Below are 17,224 nucleotides of genomic sequence, written 5' to 3' on the forward strand. Positions count from 1 at the left end.
TTTTTTATTACTGCTGGTTATACGGACAATTTCTTGTTTCGATGTAGACAGGAATAGTCATAGTTTTGTCTTTTCCGTTATGCTTATACGACAATACTAAATTGTCAGTATGTATCAACGACTTCACCGTCTTATCATCAGTTGCTATCTTCTTTGCCCATTTATTTATTTGTACGCTGTCATAGTGATCCCAGTGATCATAGTCATCTCGAGCTGGTCCCCGAGCCCATAGAGTAACTTCTGGTGCATACCAATCAGTGTTTTTTTCAAAATCTTCTGTCTTTATTCTCTTTTGTGTATCAAACATTTGTGTTCTGAAGATTACATCAGGCAACTCTCCAGCCATAGCTCTACCTATATTACTATTACGTCCATGAAAGAGTTCTGTTCCTTCAAAGAGTTTTGTTCCAGGAACAAACGGATACCTATAATATTCATGTACCCATACAAAAGGAAGTGAACGACTTGTCCTTTGTCTACCCCATGTTATAGTTCTGCGTGTTCCCTTATACTCGAACCAGCAGTCGCGATCGACGAGGTACTCCTGCGTTACGGTATCGGTCGGATGTGTCAGTTTATATGTACGCTCCCCGCTTCCGGCATTAAGCGACACGGGGCTTTTCGGATCCTTGTGTACAATTTGGGGTGCGGTAAACGTCCAATCCGCATTCTGCTCTGCCGCTCCGAATCCGATTTCCGCCTCTTCCCCGTCGCCGATTATAAGGATACCGCTGTTTTCATCATATCGGCTGAAAGAGCCAGTCTTTGAGATAATCGACGGCCGTATATTGAGCTTTTGGTAGTGGAAATAGAGTTTGCATTCCCGGCTCATATTCGGGAACGGCTGTTCCGGAGAGAGGTTCGTATTATACGCCGTTACTCGCAGCGTCGCGTCTCCTTCGCCTGTCGGTGTGAGTACGATCTGTCTTTTTGCCGTATCGACATAGACGTCGGCAACACCGTCGCTCGTCATGAATGTTTCGATCCGCGCATTTTCCGGGTGTACTTCATACGGGATGATAAACTTATCCGGATTATTCGCGTCGTATCGCGGTTCGCTTTTGATCTGCGTTTTACCGAGCGTCAGTTTATAATCCCACGCAGTCGTAATGCTGATCGAAGCGCGCATACTCTGCGATATTGCCGACAGCGTCGTTACGGCGAGGGAGCCTTGCGGATCTTCTTTTATGCCGGTAACGCGCACGATTTTTGCTGCCGTATCGACATCATAGGTAATATACTCATTAGTATTGGTAAACCATTGAATAGCACCGTCATCGGGAACAAGCGTATACTTAAAGGTTTTTGTTTGTCCCGGCTGTACACGGAGCGTCTGTGTGTCGAACGTAAATTGTCTGTTCGCTTTAACGACTACGTCGCAGCTTGCTTTTTTGCCGTTCCATTCAGCGCTTACCGTCGTACGGCCGGCGGCAAGTCCGTAGACTGCAACCGTCTTACCTGTTCCGAGCACGCTTACAATATCGAGATTGTTCACTTTATCGGCAGACCATGTGATATTGCCGTAATCGGCGGCCGTCCCGTTATCGATCGTGGCCGTAAGCTCGATCGTTTTACCGGTTTCAAGCGCCATATAGCTTTTATTAACGGCTATACCCTGTTCGTTCCCGGTAACCTCAATATAGATTGAGAAAACCGTATCGGTTTTTTCATGCGAGATTCTTATCGTCGTTTCTCCGGGCGCAACAGGCTTTATGAGTACCGTGGGGCCGGTAGATCCGACAAGTTTTACGACATTCGGATTATCGACTTTCCATTGCAGATTGTACTGATCGGTTGGCAGCACATCCTGCCCTACGAGCTGTGCGGTAACGGCGCGCTGGTTATCGGTTACCTTAAAACTTAAAACATTAGTATTTGAGGCTATATGCGGTGCTGTATTTGCAGCGGCTTTTTTCACATAGACGAGCATATCCGATTTCGCACCGGAAGGGCTTGTCGCCGTAACTTTTGTATTTCCTTGAACACCGGCAGTAAGTCGTGCGACTTGATTCGTGCCGCTTATAGTAACGATTTTCGGATTTTCCGTTGCATAGATGATTTTGCCGGTATAATCGTTTTCCATAGCCGGTACTTTCATTGAGACGAATTGTGTGTCACCTTCTATCATTGTGAAATTCGCTATCGAAAATTCGAATTTCGAATATTCGGTAACACGGACGGTCAGCTCTCCGTCAAGCGCTTTCGGATGCTTTATCGTAATCTTTGCCGTTCCTTCCGCTTTCGGTCTGATAACGGCCGTATTCGCGCTCGCCGTCAAATCGATGACGTTGTAATTGTCCGCATACCATTTGAAGCCGTACATATCCTCCGGCTTTCCGCCGACAAGTGTCGCCGTGATCGTCTGCTCGGGATCCGCGGGCTTGAGCGAGAGGATATTTGCCGGACTTGTTTTGATGTATAAACCTTGCCCGCTTGCAGCTTTTTCAACGATGACTTTGATCGGATACGGGTATTGGGCTTTGGGATGCGTTACGGTAATAAGCGCTTCACCGGGAGCAATACCTTTTACGACGGCATTTTGTCCGTTTGCAATGAGCCGTATGATATCCGCTCTGTCGAACGACCAGCTGAAATCGGTATTATCCGAAAGCGTCCCGCCGGCAAGTGTAACGTTGATAGATTTTGCAGCGCCTCCTGAATTAAGCGTTACGATATTTTGACTGTTCGTGATAAACGGATTCGCCGCAGCATCGGGAACGTCTTCTTTTACTTCGACGGTGATTTCAAGCGGATAGGTACAGGACGAATGACGCACTTCGACGTGTGCAATCCCTTCGTTTGAAGCTCTGAAAATCGCTTCACGGCCACTTGATATGACCTGTACGACCGAAGGGTTGTCTTTTACGAGCCATGCAAATGTTCCTGTGTCGGATGCATCAAGATTTACGGTTCGGATCTGTACGTTTTGCTGAGAGCCTTTTCGAAGCGCAACAAGATTTTGACTTGTCGTAAGATACGGTATGGTACCCAGTTCGTCGGCGCTGTTTGCGACAAGTACGAGCACTTTTTTATCCATACCGGGCGCTTCCGCATGCGACACGGTAAGTTGCGCTTGTCCGGGAGCCTTCGGTACGATAAAGCAGGAATTTTGTAAAGGCGTGATCTCCGCGATCGCAGGATCATCTATGTGCCAATTAAACGCTTTATTGACCGATGATGAGTTTGCAAGGTGTGCTTCAATTCTCTGTCCGCTTCCGCCGTTTACCAATCCGACGACAGCTTGGCTTACATCGACATACGGTGTTTTCACGGACGGTGATATGTATTGTTTTCCGACACGGACGGTAATACTAAGCGTATTTTCGGAATCCGGATGAGAGACTTTGATTTTCGTCTCACCTTCGGCACGCGCAGTGATCGTCGCTTTTTCTCCGTTCGGGGTAACCGAGCATATTGCGGCATCGAAATCCGTCCATGTGATTGCACCGTATTTTTCAGGCGCCAATTTGACCGGCGTTACGCTTATCGTTTGCGTTTCATTCGCTTTGGTAAATTGCACGACATTTCGACCGGTTGTCAAATACGTCGGAGACGGAATGACGCCCAAATCGGTTCCGGCGGGAAACACGGTGATAGAAAATTCGACCGGCTTTATGCAGGCAGGATGGCTTGCCGTAATTGTCGCAGTACCGGCTGCAACACCTTTAATAATACATTCGGCATTGGTAGCACCCATTTCCATTGAAACGGCCGCCGGATTCGAGTTCTGCCATCGAATATTACCGATGTCACTTTGAGCCAAACCGATGGAGTTTACATATAACTGCTCGGCAGCTCCCTTTGCAACGATGTTATATTGATTTTTTGACGTGTATAAAATTTTTTTTGCGTCAAGGTCTTCCTGTGTTGCCGCCGTATATACGAGGATTTTTTTCGGATACTGTGCTTTCGGGTGAGACACGGTTACGAACGATTCTCCAACACCTTTTGCCGTAAAGTTTGCCGACAACCCGTTTACCGCCGAAAGTTCTACGACTGCGTTCGATTCGTTTTCCCATGTAGTATGCTGCTCATCGCCCGATACAACGTTTCCGGTAAGCGATACGACGGTTTTCCGCGTCTCGCCTACGACGATGCCGACGACATCGGGGCCGAGTATATGCAGCGGATCTTCAAGCAATGCCGCCTGCGGCAATACTTCAACGAGGATCTCCGTCGGGACGACGACTTTCGGATGCGATACGCTGATAACAGCCGTACCCGCTTTTTTCGGTCTGATAAATGCTTGGCCGTCGGTACGGTTATCAAATCCCAATGCGGCACGGGCATACGAGACGATCCCGTGTGTCGTCTGTAAACCGATAATGCTCTTATCGTTTACCGACCATTTGAATTGCGCTTCGTCTCCCTGCTCTCCTCCTGCAAGCGATACGTTCAATGTCGTATCTTCGGCTCCGACTTTCGTCCGGATGTAATTCTGACTCGTCGTAATATACATGGAACCGTCGATAGCGCCAGCCGGATGGTTTTGCACGAAGACAAGAATTTCACGCGCGTATTTCGCCGCAGGATGCGATACGGTGATCTTCCCTGTTCCGTTCCCTTTTCCTACGACTCCGCAAGATGCCTGATACGGCGATAATTCGAGTAGATTCGTGTCGTGTGTTGACCACACAAACTCGCTTGCGTCAAAATCCCCGTCGCTTCCCGTCAAACGTGCCGTAATCGATTGCGGCGTTGTTCCCTCAAGCGTCAGTTTTGTCGGAGACGTTTCGATGATAACATTTTTAACAATCGTTACGACCTTACAACGGATAAGGTACGGGTATTGCGCTTTGGGATGCGATACTTGTATGAACGCAGTTCCGCTTTTTTTCGGAGTTACGACACAATTTTTTCCATTGGGTAAAATCGATATACAAGCGGCGTCGGATTCTGCATTATTCAGTACCGACCATTGGAAAAACGGATTATCACTTTCTACTCCGTTTATCAAATCGACCGATACCGTTTTATCACCGGAGTTACGGTCTATGATAATAATATTTTGACTATTGGTAATGTATACAGCCTTTTCAGCATCCGGTTTAACAAATACCAAGAATTTATACGGATAGGTTGCAAGCGGATGCGTTACGGTAACCTGTGCAATACCGTTTTCTTTTGCGCGGATGTACGCGCTTTGTCCGCTTCCTTCAATGCTTGCGATATTTGATTTATCGATGCTCCATCGAAACGCTGCCATATCGGCGGCGCTTCCGCCTTTTAATGCAACCTGCACCCGCTTCGACACCCCTCGTTCAATTTCCAATGCGATAGTCGATGATGTTATCTGCGGTGAGTTTTCAACCGTCGGATCAACTCCGGTAACCGATATGACGCATGCCGTTGTAACGCCGTTATCGGCGACGGCTTTCAATATGACGTTACCGTTTTTTTGTCCGGTAACGGATACGCCCGATTTGTCGCCTTCAATCGACACGATGTCGGGGACGTTGGTACTGTAGGAAACGGTACTCGTTGCGTTCGCAGGACTTATCGTCAGCGGTATGTATTCCATGCCTCCGATACCGAGCGACACCGAAGATTTTCCGAATCGTAGATACGTCGCCGGCACTTTTTGCGATCCACTGTTTTTATTCCCGTCTGCCGGATTCATGAATAACGAGCAGCTGCCGAGAATTACAAGCAGCGCTCCCATAATCACATAGTTGATTTTTTTCATAGAATAAACTCCTTTTGTAAATTAGCTTCACTTGAGGCTAATTATCGTATTCGTGTTTGTTTCTTACGGTATGAAAACTATCATCCGGAGGAGGTCGAATAGTATACATATCCATCCCCCTATTCCCGTTCCATGTCGGTACTGCGTTGCCGTTCTTGCTGCTTTGTCCGCTGTACCGTGCGGGTACGATCGTTTTCAAGCTGTTCGTTTTTGGCAAACAGACGATCCTTGGCAACTTCGCTCTGATAGACGGTACGCAAGAGATTATCCGTCGTCATCTTCGTCGTCTTAAAGGCGGCAAGCTGTTCGGCATTTAACAACGGACGGTACGGGATATGCAGCTCTTGTGCGAGCCGATATTGTGTAATGCCGGTTGCCAAAGACGCCATCTCTTTGGGTACCGTTCGTACGACTTCGGACAAGAGCTTATTCGTTATCGCCCGTAAATCTTTTGAACCGGTGTTTTGGATTGCATTCGCCGCTTTCTGTGCAACGATGTCTTTGCTTACGATGAACTGCGTATCACGGGACAAGGAACAGTTTAGGAGCTGTTCCACGTTATACATGAAGTAATAGCGTTGACGCGGATTCTTCTCGGAAAATCGTTCTCCGGTTGTAGGATTGACGTTAACGGGCGGGGAATATTTATTGACGTAGGCGATAGGCGTCGCAACTTCTCCGGTTTTGACCTTTATGCCTAATGTATTGAGTTCGTCGAGCGACAGCCAACGGGAATCTTTATAGCCCTTTTGTGCCGCTCTCATTTCGAGAATAATCGAATTGATACCGCCGAAGATAACACCGCTTTTCGGATTATATGCAAGTCCCCGTTCGGGTGTGCCATCTTGCAGCCACGGGGCTTTTGCATTAAGCGTAATATCCGAATAGATATTCGAAAAGCATTTGTAAAAATCTTCGTCGCGATAGTTTTTTTCTGCAGTAGTCATATATGTTTCCTTTTCTCGTTTGTTTTATGGGTTTTTAGAAAAAGAATTGCTATGACTATGCCGTTAACGTTCTACGGTGCTTGTCCGTTCATTTGTTTGCTCCTGTTGTTTTGTTCGTTCGGAAAAAGTTCCGATCATCTTTTTTGCCGTTTCACTTGCCGTTTTCGCGGTAAAGAAAAAAGTGCCGGAATTCGATTTTTCAAGATAGTCTTTTACCTGTTGTATTCTGTTAATACCTTTCGGCTCATAGGGAGTATGCGTTTGCACGGATATCAGATAGTTTGTAATATCCGCCCGCAGCGTTTCCTGCGGATGGTAACTTTTATCATTTCCATGACCGATTGTTCGCGGCCGATAGATTTCCGGCTGCTTTGTAGAGACGGTATATGATTTTTCATACGGGGGAATGCCTGAGAGCTGAGACGCATTCCAATAGTAATTGTACTTGATACTGTCATCCGAACCGCGGAAACTCATGATCGTCGCTTTTTGATTATGTCCGATATGATACCCGTGTGAAAACACATCCTTTCGTGAATACCATCTCGGGTCGGTTGACCCAAGTTCCTGCTCTCTGATTTTAAGCCATACTGCCGTAAATCCCTGCGGCACATACTGCGTTTCCGGGAAATACGATAACTCGGTATTCCCGTCATGACCTTTCAGCCATGGCGCAGTACCGGAGGAGACAAGATTGATGACGGTTGATTTGACTTTTTCTCGATACGCTTCGAACTTTTTCAGATCCGAATTTTCTTTTTCTCGTTGGATAGCCGTTTCTTTCATTGCTTCCAGTCGAGCAAAGAGCTGTTGCTTTTGATTTTGGATATTAGTATCCCCATAAAACGAATCCTGCATAATGAGAATCTCCTAACTTTGTTTTATGGGTAGTTTTACTATAAAACACTTTTTCAAATCTGTCAAGTATTTTTTTTAATAATTATTATTTTCTCTTATAATTTAGCTCCAAGTGAGGCTAATTATGATAATTATTAAATCGACATACTTGACGGCACGGTCGGCAATGGGTATAGTAGAACTACCCATACGACAAACGCGGAGAAGAACAATGAAACTTCTTCACGTACTCATTCCTCAAAATGAACACAGCTTTTATACGCTCTATGTGTTCGGCTCCTACGGCTCAAAGCACGATGTCGCAGGCGGAACAGATTTTGAATTTCCGCCTGCATCATTGCTCGTGCTCTACTATACCTATCCCGCGCACAGGCGGGCGTATGTCGTCCGCTTTACCGATGACGGTACAACAGTGCTTCCGGGACTATCCGCACCGGTAAAAAAAATCATCTGCGTCTACGCATCTAAAGTTGATAAACTCAAAAAAGCGTTATCGTATATCGGCGAGCATTATTTTTCCCCGCTTAAGTTATCCGACTTATTTTACATTCGGCTGGAACGGCTCTTGCTTAGAAAAGGAAAACTCGATTATGCGGCTTTGAAAAATCTATGTGAAACATATAAACAGGAGACTATATGAGCAGAGTACTAACACCCGAAGTCGAAAAATATCTTGAACTTGAATCAAGCCTCATGCAAACGGAAACGAAAGAGTATCCGGTTACCCTTGCCGTAATCGATACGACATCTCTTTGGCTGCTTATGCCGGATGATTTTGATGCACGAATCGAAACTTGCAGTTTGCGCCTTCGCATCGCAAGCAAGTATATAGTACTGCCGCTCACTTTTGAGCGTATTATTAAAAAGGAAACGCACAGCCTTATCCGCTACGCATATGAACCTTCGCGTCTTCCCGAGAAAATGTATGAAAAAATAATAGCCTTATTATCGCAGACTGCGAGCGTACAAAAACGCAAAAACGAACGGATCGAAGTAAGCCGTGAGACAGAAGTGAAAATAGGCTTACAGCAAACGGCATCGCTGATACTGCCGGACGAAAAACATGATTGCATCATAAAAGATATATCGCTCGGCGGCTGTCAATTCGTTTGCTTCGGTAAAATGCTTACTGTTGCTGCAGGCGTCTCATCGATTGCATTGCAGCTGTTGTTTATGAAGCCGGACGCGGATTTTATCTTACCGGCAAAAGTTATACGAAAAGCCGTTATGGAAACGCAAGGAACGTTCTTATCGGGTTGTGCCGTACAGTTCCTCGAACCGACGAATATATATTTTGAAAAGCGATTACTTAGCTATTTCGATTGATTTTTAAATAGCCTCAAGTGAGGCTATTTACCTCCCCTTATCGGTACTCCGGTTATAAGAATCTTATCAAACTTTTTCCGTAATTAAATAGCTTCACTTGAGGCTATTTAATCGGATGTCTCTCTCTAAAAATCTCATAAAACAGTGGCTTTACTTAATGTAACACGTCTATTTCATTGTATTGTAATAAAATAAACAATATGCGTATTACGTTGATATACACTGTATTACTGTTAATTATTTGTATTATAAATAATTACATTAGCCCGTATTACGTTCTTTATCTTGCCCTGTATACGGGCTAATGAATAGAGAGAGAACACAAACGCATATCGGTACTCCGGTTATAACACAGATGCATAAACTTTGCGGGCATAAGCCCGTTTACGTATCGAATCTATTTCACCCGCAGGGGTAAGCAAAGAGTTCAGTTTCAGCAGTACCGCCCGACACAAATTATGTCGGGCGGCAAATTACAAATTAGCTTCAAGTGAGGCTAATTATTTTGGAGTTATGGATAACGCTGAAAGCGCTGTGCTGAGTTCGTATAAACCTTGCGGGCGTAAGCCCGCTTGCGTATAGGATTTATTTTACCCGTAGGGGCAATCAAGGAGTTCAGTTTTAGCAGTACCGCCCGACACAAATTATGTCGGGCGGTAAATTACAAATTAGCTCCAAGTGAGGCTAATTATTTTAGAAAAAAGAAGTTGACAAAAATCAAATACTGGATGTATATTTACATGGGGGAAATAAAATGGGTGGAAAAAGAGGCGGTGCGCGACCGGGTGCCGGACGCAAAAAAACGGGTAAAATACACGTAACAATGTCGATTGTCGGGCGACGCGATGAGATCGCCATGATCAGAGAAAAAGCAGAAAAAGAAAATAAATCGATAAGCCGGTATGTAATCGATATCGTAAAAAAAAGCTGGGAGGAACCGGATACAAAGTAAATAATTTGGGTGGGGCATATCACAGCGCAAGGAGTGCAACATGAAAAAATGGTATACCTATACCCGAAACGAAATTATCTACGTCCAATTTAAAGACCGGCGTACCGGAAAAAAACTTACCGCAAAAAGTACCGGTACACGTATCAAATCCGAAGCGGACTATATTATTCAACGATGGTATCACGATCCCGACAGCTTTTTTAATAAACAACAAAAAAATACGACGACAAATCTTTTGACAGATATTATACGTTCTTCAATTTTATCTGAAACCGATATACGTTCAATCGTAAATACGGCAATTTCAGAAGTATTCAAGATAACGTGCGGAAACATTACGGTACTTTCACAAGAAAAAAAGAAGCCTATGCAAAAAGAGAGCGTTACTTTTAAAGAGTTTCTTTTTACCTTTTTTGATTATAATAACAGTCCTTACATACAGCAATTAAAGCGGCTGGGAAAAAAGCTACCTAATCCCGAACGGTTCAAAGCACTGTTGGGGATGTTAAAAAAATATGAGCAGTATTTTTCGGCAACACAGCTTTCTGATATTGATGCCGACGAAATAAATACTCTTTTAGGCGCAATTCAAAATGAGGGAAAATTAGCAGAATCGACGATGAATGTTTTGAGAGCCGCCGTTGCCGAAGTTTTGATTTTTGCATATAACAATCATCTCATCGAACGTCTGCTTACCGGCAAATTGACTAAATTTTCAAATGCCGGAAAAGAAAAAGAGATTTTTACTAGAGATGAATTAAATATGATTTTTGATAAAAATAGAGACGTATTCGGAAGAGAGCATTATCTGTTGGTGAATAAATTATTGCTGAAAACAGGCTGTCGTATCGGAGAAATTCTCGGTTTGCAAATTAAAGACCTTCGAAAAAGGGAGGATGGGTATAGTCTTTACATCGGTAAAAGTTATAATTTTTCAGGTAAGCGATTAAAAGAGACAAAAACAAATCGCGAAGATTTCGTGCCGATATCCGATGATATGGGATCTGAATTGTTGCGATTTATAGATACGTCTCCTTTCAAAGAAAATAAAGACAGCTTTATTTTTTATTCTGCTCAAAAAGATCATCCGATTATGTATTCGCAGGTTTATGAAAATTTTAATAAAACAATGAAAGCATTAGGAATTGCCAGAAAGTCTTTAACGATTCATAGCTATCGCCATACATACAGTTCCTTTTTGCAGGACGAAGGATTTTCCGATTCAGATATGCTCTACCTGACACGACATAACGATATAAAACAAGTACTGAGATACAGCAGTCATATAACGCCGGTAAAAGAACAAAAGAAACGACAGGCAGCTGAAATAATCGACAGGCTTGCATAGGTTTATCGATTTATTAAAGTAATAATCTTCTCATACAAAGCTTTCCTTTGATGGATACAAGGAGAGTCATTTCTTTGTGTAAAAAAAATAATAATAAAGATATAAAAAAAATCTTGACAGAATCATAATAGTATTATATTATGTGAACATAGATTTTTACTTACAGCTTATCGTGTAGTAAAAGTGTAGTATGTTTTATCTGAAAAGCCGTATAAAACGGTTCCTTTTAGTAAGGTTTCCTTTCTTTTTTCACTGTCAAGATTTACTTCGTAAAAATACGCAGCCGTTTTGCAACATATCGACACGGCATCCGTGCTGTGATTGAATGAGGAAAAATTTCCTGTGCAGGATTTATGTGCGTCCGTAAAAAATGCATTATGTTGTGAACAATATTTTTCTCTGTTTTGCGGCGAGATTGTCGATTAAAATAAATCGGAATGACTGCCTGTTCTAAACAATACTAATTCCAATATTTCTGCATTGACTTTATAAATAAGTAAAAAATCCGCACGGATGTGGCACTCTCTATACCCCTTATAATTACCGGAAAGAGAATGGTCTTTCTTTTCAGGCGGTAACTTCTCTCTTCGCTGCAGGGTTTCGATTACGTTGAACAGTTCCTCAATATTTTCATGTCGTTTTATAGCCAGTTTATAATCTTTTTTGAATTATGTTGTATAGACGATTTTAAGCATCCAATGAATTCCTTAACTCATCGACCGAAAAAAAAGGGCCGTGCAGATCTTTACCTTCTTTAGCCAATCGTAGCGTTTTTTGAGTCAGTGCATTGGGAGTATCGCTTTTTATTTCGAATGGGATTCGGCGTTCTCTTACGACGGCTTTTGCAAAAAGTACGATTGCCGTTGAAACGGGTATACCGAAATCGTCGCATATTGAAGAAAATTCATCTTTTAATTGCGAATCCATACGGACGCTGAATGCGGATTGTGCCATAGTGAAATCTTCCCGATACCTATTATATATCTATTTGCATTTGATAATGCAATAACACGTCTGTTAAAATATTATAATCATATATCCTGCAAACTGAATATGCGTCGTCCGTGCGTTTTTTCTGCGTTTCCGCCTATCGAATAAACACATGGCGGAGCGAAACCGTTTCAAATGCCGACGATTTTACTCCGTTTTGCGGCGGCTTTAATCCGTCCGTAAAAAATGCGTCATATGTTTTCTTCAAAAAAACGTCTCAGATCTTCTTTTTTAAGATTGACTATGCGGTAATCCCGAAGCTCCGTATAATTTCGAAACGAATGCAACGATTCAGGTATATTTTCCGCTCTATAGACGAGTTGATACGAACATATATTTTTTCTGATTAAAATTTCGCTTTCGTTCAAGATGAGAAAATTATCTTTTATTAAAATAGCATTGAGATCTTTTTTAATTTTATTAAAAAGTTCATCGGTATACAGAAAACTGATTTTATATTCTCGTCCGTAACCGGAAGCGTTTTCCGTTTTCTCCAGATTATTCATCACATAAGTTTCTATATGAGGATTTTGTTCGAGTTCCATCTTTGAACATTGGATTTTTACAATGCCGTTATCTCGTCTGTATGTGAATTCGATATTGTCAATTGAAAAATCTTTTCCGCATTTTTTTATACAATGTATATTTGAATCCAAGCGCAATTTTTTTAGCGTTTGTACGTAATCGATCGAAATGTCGTATTCGTTAATCGGAACATCCGTTTTTTTTAACAGCAATATACACAAATAATAGAGGTTTGCTATAGGCACGTATTGAAATAATATATACCAACCCGATAGGTTTAAATCATGCAACCGTAAAATTGTCAAACGCATCCATTGGAATATGAGTACGGGAGACACCGATATTCCGATCACTGCGGGCAATCCGAAGCGATGTTTGTATAGAAAAATCGAAACGCACGAATAAACAAACAAGCAAAGGAGTATTATCGATTTGATTTTTATATAGTTGTTTCTGTCGATTCGTCCGTTCGTGCAGCGGATCACTATGCCGGTAACTGTCAATGAAATAAAGATTCCGATAATTGCATTGCGAAACTGCATATGTTTATCTTCCCGCGTTATGTAGAATTTTATTCATGCGAAAGCTTTAATATCCCGGCGCTCGGCGTTGTAATGAAGGATAGTAAAGCCGACCGTAATCGCCTTATCCCCGCAGTCCCGAAACTATTGCGCGGTAGTCGGATTCGCTCGATGCGTGAACGAGTTTCGCTCTCAGCTCCGCCCCTCCGGGGATGCCTTTCGTATACGCGCAGAAGCGCTTCCGCATTTCTTTGCACGCGCACTCTTCTCCCTTATCTTCGATGAGGAGTTTTAGTTCGCGGAACCCCGCGTCTATGCACGCTTCAATGCCGACGTCTTCATAGCTTCCGGTCGTGAGGAGAGCTTTTGTCTTTGTAAAGATAAACGGATTTCCCATCGCACCGCGCGCAAACATCACCGCATCGCTTCCGGTCGTTTCGAACATCGCCCGTGCGTCTTCCGGCGAAAAGAGATCGCCCGAACCGAAAACGCCGACGCGTCCGGATACGAATGAAACGAGTTCTTTGAGCGCATTCCAATCGGCTTTGCCTTCATAGCCCTGAGCTCTCGTCCGCGGATGCATCGTAATCGCTTCGACGCCTGCCGAAAGAGCCGCGTCTGCAGCTTCTTTCCACGTAATCGTTTTATCGTCCCAACCGGAGCGGATTTTTACGGTGACGGGTACGCGTCTTTTTGTATGTTCGAGCGCACGGACAGCCGCTTTTACGACGGCGTATAATTTTTCGGGATCTCGCGTCAGTGCGGCTCCTGCCCCGGTCTTTACGATTTTCGGAACGGGGCAGCCGCAGTTTATATCGATGCATGCGCAATCGGTTTTTTCGGCGACGATGGCTGCCGCCTTTGCGATGACGTCCGGATTTCCGCCGAAGATTTGTACCGCGTATGCCGTTTCGTTTTCAGCTTTCCGCAAAAGACCTTCGGTTTTATCGTTGTCTCGGACAAGCGCTTCGGCGGATACCATTTCGGTATACGTGAACGAAGCGCCGCAGTCGACGCAGATCGAACGGAAAGAGCGGTCGCTGTATCCGGCTACGGGCGCGAGGAATATGTTTCCGCCGAGCGTCAGAGAACCGATCGCAACGGGATGATACGGCATTATTCGGGAAGGTTAAACGCTTTGCAGCTGTTTTTCCAAAGCTGATCGGCGAGCTGTTCGATATCCGTTTCGAGCAGATCGGAAAGGAAATGCGCCGTCGATGTTATATATGCCGGCATCGTACGCTTTTTTTCACGGAATTCGGCCGGAATCATAAAGGGACTTTCCGTTTCGATGAGGATTCTCTCGATCGGTACGTTGAGCGCCGTTTCGTGCAGATTCCGCGCATTGCGATAAGTTAAATTTCCCGCGAATGAAAACCATACGTTCAAACCCGCATCAAGGCAGCGCTTTGCGTAATCGGCGTCTTCCGAATAGCAATGAAAGATCGCGCCCGCCTGCGGAATGCGTTCGGCAAGTACGTCGAATATGTCTTTACCCGCGTCGCGGTTGTGGATGATGACCGGCAGATTGTGCTTTTGTGCGATTTCAAGCTGTGTGATAAACAATTCGATTTGCGAGCGCTTATCGCCGAATTGCTTATAATAATCGAGTCCCGTTTCGCCCACGGCAACGACATTCGGCAGTTTGATACTTTCTTCGATAACGCTTGCATAATCTTTTCCCGGATTCGTTACTTCGGACGGAGCGACTCCGACTGCGTGGTAGATGCCGGTTACCGCTTTCAACGCATTGTACACGCGCTTAAAATCGAGGAGACTGTTGTTGATGGATATGATACGGGAGACGCCGGCCTGTTTTGCCTGCTGAATAACGCGGAGCTGCTCAATAGGGTCGTCATATATCAGCCCGATGTGGGCGTGAGTATCAAAAAATTGCATGGCATTTCTCCCATAAAAACTTTTGCAGGAAGTTGCAACTTCCGAAAAAGTTTTTAGTCATGCGCGAGAGCGCATACGTTCAATAATCGAGTTTGCGAAAAAACACTGTATCGTATTCATTTGATTTTCATGAAAATGATACGTGTATATATCTTCCGCAAACATCCGCGCAAACTCGAGATAAAAAGCGACGGCGATATTTCAGACGGCGCTTTTTATTATTTCTCCCATAAATAAAAACTTTCGAAAAACCTATGTTTTCGAAAGTAAATGCAGCGAATCGGAAATATACCGATGTTATTATATAAGATACCACAGCTTTTGCATGAAGTCAAATGATTTTTCCGGTTGTTTTGCCGCGCTATTTCAGCGGCTCGTTTAAACGTTTGATTCAGACGCGCCGCGTTTATATTTTTTCCCTTTTTCCCGCCGTTTGCACGGGAAAGCCGCTTCAGTTTTCCAAAAGAGAGGCAAGCCGGCGAGCGTATTTTTTTACCGCTTTTCGTCCGAGCGGCGTCGCACTGTACATCGTTACGGGTTTTCGGTTTACGAAACGTTTTTCCACCGTCAGATAACCGGCGTTTTCCAATTTTTTGCAGTGAGCGGTGAGGTTGCCGTCGGTCGCATGTACCGTATCGCGCAGCACGGTAAATTCGATTTTTTCACAGCCGAGCAATACGGACATAACCGCAAGTCGCAGACGGGAAGAGAGTTGTTCGTCGAACAGGCGGTGGTCGAAAAAATCGACTTGACGATCAGCAGCGGTCATCGGCAGACTTCTTTTTCCGCATGATGATGAGTGCGGTAAGGGCGGGCATTGCAAGCAAAACGAAAGTCGCCGCGCTTATGATGAGAGGGGCTGTGTACGGTTCGACGAAGAGGCAGGGCAGGGCGGCCAAAAGCCAGAGAACGCCTTCGGCGTACATGATGATCCTCGCTTTCTTTTGTACGATAGCGCCGCTCGTAACGCATCCGACTGCTATCAATATGCCGATGATAAAAAACACGGCGGAAAAATCGATTTTGCCGAAAAACGACAGTACGGAATTCAATACGATGACGAAACCGATGGCGCCCCATAGAGCGGCAAAGATGCGGTCGCTTGCTCTTTGTATTTTTTCTTCGCGTTTCCGGCGGAAATACAAAGGCAAAAAGATCTGGCAAAATCCTATGACGAAAAGCCAAATGAGCCACACGTATTTTCCCAAATCGAAAAAAAGAAAACAATACGTCGCCGCCGTCCCCGAAGGAATCGCAATGCCGTATACCGAAAACGGTACGAGCATCGATTCGAAGCCCGCTTCCGCGTCTTCGGCCAATGCCCCGATCAAAGCCAGTCGTTCTTTTATCTCTTCGTCGTTCATGCTGCAACCGCCTTATAAAAACAACATACTCCGATACTTTGTACCGAAGTATGTTCGTAAAAAAAGCGGCACCGATCGATTCGAATGGACCGGTACCGCCGGTATGTGAAACAGTTTCAGCGTATCATCGGGACGGTGTAGCGCATGCCGGCTTTCGCGTGAAAACCGAAGCCGCCGCCTCCGATTTCGGTAAAGCAGCTGAAACCGGACGGCCGTTCGGTCATGAAAAATTCAAAACCGAAAAATCCCTGTCCCGTTATGACAACCGTATGCTCTCCGCCGAGCGGAAAAAGAGCCGCTGCGCCGCCTCCGCCGTACAAGCGGATATTTGCCGTTTTCATCAGATGACCGCTCATCAACGAAAGATCGACGACCGGATATCCGTAGATGTGCTGACTGCTCGGAACATAATATTCCCCGTTTATTCGGAACGCAAACGAATTGTAAAAAAACCACGGAGACGTGATGCCCGCCGACAATGCGAAATCGTTTTTAAGACCGGCAAGCGCAAAATCGAATCCTATGCCGGTTTCCGTTTTTTCCCCGCTTTCTTTTGCAAAAGTGCAGAGCGAAACCGCACACAACAGACATACGCCGCATAAGATTTTTTTCATAAAATACCTTCCTCTTCGGTTGAAAAAATAGTGTCGAAGATGCGGTCAAAGCTGCAGTTCTTTATACCGTATTTTCGATTTCAAGGATAGTATATCTTATGAGCTTTATTTTGTAAAGTACTTTGTAAAATATATTTTAATAACGCGGATAAAAGACGCAAGCATATCGATTCGATCCGGAGATTGAGTTTCGA

14 protein-coding genes and 1 pseudogene are annotated in these 17,224 nt (G+C 44.4%); 4 read left to right on the plus strand and 11 right to left on the minus strand.

The genetic code is table 11. The annotated features are described in order from the left end of the window. Positions 1-7 precede the first annotated feature (7 nt). The 3 genes from H9I35_RS09410 to H9I35_RS09420 form a co-directional block, all read right to left on the minus strand. Complete coding sequence (locus H9I35_RS09410; protein WP_187419154.1) at positions 8-5,686, minus strand: hypothetical protein; 5,679 nt, start codon at positions 5,684-5,686, stop codon at positions 8-10. 119 nt (positions 5,687-5,805) lie between these two features. Continuing rightward, positions 5,806-6,633: an ArdC-like ssDNA-binding domain-containing protein gene (locus H9I35_RS09415; RefSeq protein ID WP_187419155.1), complete on the minus strand. Its 828-nt coding sequence runs from the start codon at positions 6,631-6,633 to the stop codon at positions 5,806-5,808. 63 nt (positions 6,634-6,696) lie between these two features. Beyond that, entirely contained in the window at positions 6,697-7,491 is a 795-nt protein-coding gene (locus tag H9I35_RS09420) for an ArdC-like ssDNA-binding domain-containing protein (protein WP_187419156.1), read from the minus strand. A gap of 211 nt (positions 7,492-7,702) precedes the next feature. Here H9I35_RS09420 and H9I35_RS09425 point away from each other — a divergent pair, with 211 nt between their 5' ends. The 4 genes from H9I35_RS09425 (at position 7,703) to H9I35_RS09440 (ending at position 11,117) form a co-directional block, all read left to right on the plus strand. Further along, positions 7,703-8,131, plus strand: coding sequence for a hypothetical protein (locus tag H9I35_RS09425; RefSeq protein ID WP_187419157.1), 429 nt, complete (start codon positions 7,703-7,705; stop codon positions 8,129-8,131). Further along, entirely contained in the window at positions 8,128-8,817 is a 690-nt protein-coding gene (locus tag H9I35_RS09430) for a PilZ domain-containing protein (RefSeq protein WP_187419158.1), read from the plus strand. Before H9I35_RS09425 ends, H9I35_RS09430 begins: the two co-directional genes overlap by 4 nt. Positions 8,818-9,571: 754 nt before the next feature. Further along, positions 9,572-9,769, plus strand: a complete 198-nt coding sequence (locus tag H9I35_RS09435) for a hypothetical protein (protein WP_187419159.1) — start codon at positions 9,572-9,574, stop codon at positions 9,767-9,769. 40 nt (positions 9,770-9,809) lie between these two features. After that, on the plus strand, positions 9,810-11,117 hold the full coding sequence (locus H9I35_RS09440; RefSeq protein WP_187419160.1) for a tyrosine-type recombinase/integrase: 1,308 nt from the start codon (positions 9,810-9,812) through the stop codon (positions 11,115-11,117). Positions 11,118-11,539: 422 nt separating this feature from the next. Here H9I35_RS09440 and H9I35_RS09445 read toward each other — a convergent pair. The 8 genes and pseudogenes from H9I35_RS09445 to H9I35_RS09480 form a co-directional block, all read right to left on the minus strand. After that, a pseudogene (locus tag H9I35_RS09445) lies at positions 11,540-11,812 on the minus strand (type II toxin-antitoxin system YafQ family toxin). Then, a complete protein-coding gene (locus H9I35_RS09450; RefSeq protein ID WP_016520826.1) occupies positions 11,805-12,071 on the minus strand; it encodes a type II toxin-antitoxin system RelB/DinJ family antitoxin in 267 nt (88 codons plus the stop codon). The pseudogene H9I35_RS09445 and the gene H9I35_RS09450 overlap by 8 nt, the downstream one beginning before the upstream one ends. Before the next feature lie 227 nt (positions 12,072-12,298). After that, positions 12,299-13,174 (minus strand): DUF805 domain-containing protein, encoded by an 876-nt coding sequence (locus tag H9I35_RS09455; RefSeq protein WP_187419161.1) that lies wholly within the window; start codon positions 13,172-13,174, stop codon positions 12,299-12,301. Positions 13,175-13,277: 103 nt separating this feature from the next. Further along, positions 13,278-14,270 carry a tRNA dihydrouridine synthase DusB gene (gene dusB, locus H9I35_RS09460; protein ID WP_187419162.1) on the minus strand — a complete coding sequence of 331 codons (993 nt, stop codon included), beginning with the start codon at positions 14,268-14,270 and terminating at the stop codon, positions 13,278-13,280. Next, positions 14,270-15,052 (minus strand): TatD family hydrolase, encoded by a 783-nt coding sequence (locus H9I35_RS09465; RefSeq protein WP_187419163.1) that lies wholly within the window; start codon positions 15,050-15,052, stop codon positions 14,270-14,272. The genes dusB and H9I35_RS09465 overlap by 1 nt, the downstream gene beginning before the upstream one ends. Positions 15,053-15,503: 451 nt before the next feature. Continuing rightward, a complete protein-coding gene (locus H9I35_RS09470) occupies positions 15,504-15,821 on the minus strand; it encodes a winged helix-turn-helix domain-containing protein (RefSeq protein WP_187419164.1) in 318 nt (105 codons plus the stop codon). Continuing rightward, positions 15,808-16,416 (minus strand): hypothetical protein, encoded by a 609-nt coding sequence (locus tag H9I35_RS09475; protein ID WP_187419165.1) that lies wholly within the window; start codon positions 16,414-16,416, stop codon positions 15,808-15,810. The genes H9I35_RS09470 and H9I35_RS09475 overlap by 14 nt, the downstream gene beginning before the upstream one ends. A 116-nt stretch (positions 16,417-16,532) precedes the next feature. Continuing rightward, complete coding sequence (locus tag H9I35_RS09480; protein WP_187419166.1) at positions 16,533-17,030, minus strand: hypothetical protein; 498 nt, start codon at positions 17,028-17,030, stop codon at positions 16,533-16,535. Positions 17,031-17,224: the final 194 nt, after the last annotated feature.

It is taken from the genome of Treponema sp. Marseille-Q4132 (assembly GCF_014334835.1).
In the GTDB taxonomy this organism is placed as follows: Bacteria; Spirochaetota; Spirochaetia; order Treponematales; family Treponemataceae; genus Treponema_D; species Treponema_D paredis.

Coding starts and splice junctions, on each gene's coding strand:
- H9I35_RS09410 (WP_187419154.1), bottom strand. CDS start 5,686: ATGAAAAAAATCAACTATGTGATTATGGGAGCGCTGCTTGTAATTCTC.
- H9I35_RS09470 (WP_187419164.1), bottom strand. CDS start 15,821: ATGACCGCTGCTGATCGTCAAGTCGATTTTTTCGACCACCGCCTGTTC.
- H9I35_RS09430 (WP_187419158.1), top strand. CDS start 8,128: ATGAGCAGAGTACTAACACCCGAAGTCGAAAAATATCTTGAACTTGAA.
- H9I35_RS09450 (WP_016520826.1), bottom strand. CDS start 12,071: ATGGCACAATCCGCATTCAGCGTCCGTATGGATTCGCAATTAAAAGAT.
- H9I35_RS09415 (WP_187419155.1), bottom strand. CDS start 6,633: ATGACTACTGCAGAAAAAAACTATCGCGACGAAGATTTTTACAAATGC.
- H9I35_RS09465 (WP_187419163.1), bottom strand. CDS start 15,052: ATGCAATTTTTTGATACTCACGCCCACATCGGGCTGATATATGACGAC.
- H9I35_RS09440 (WP_187419160.1), top strand. CDS start 9,810: ATGAAAAAATGGTATACCTATACCCGAAACGAAATTATCTACGTCCAA.
- dusB (WP_187419162.1), bottom strand. CDS start 14,270: ATGCCGTATCATCCCGTTGCGATCGGTTCTCTGACGCTCGGCGGAAAC.
- H9I35_RS09435 (WP_187419159.1), top strand. CDS start 9,572: ATGGGTGGAAAAAGAGGCGGTGCGCGACCGGGTGCCGGACGCAAAAAA.
- H9I35_RS09425 (WP_187419157.1), top strand. CDS start 7,703: ATGAAACTTCTTCACGTACTCATTCCTCAAAATGAACACAGCTTTTAT.
- H9I35_RS09480 (WP_187419166.1), bottom strand. CDS start 17,030: ATGAAAAAAATCTTATGCGGCGTATGTCTGTTGTGTGCGGTTTCGCTC.
- H9I35_RS09420 (WP_187419156.1), bottom strand. CDS start 7,491: ATGCAGGATTCGTTTTATGGGGATACTAATATCCAAAATCAAAAGCAA.
- H9I35_RS09475 (WP_187419165.1), bottom strand. CDS start 16,416: ATGAACGACGAAGAGATAAAAGAACGACTGGCTTTGATCGGGGCATTG.
- H9I35_RS09455 (WP_187419161.1), bottom strand. CDS start 13,174: ATGCAGTTTCGCAATGCAATTATCGGAATCTTTATTTCATTGACAGTT.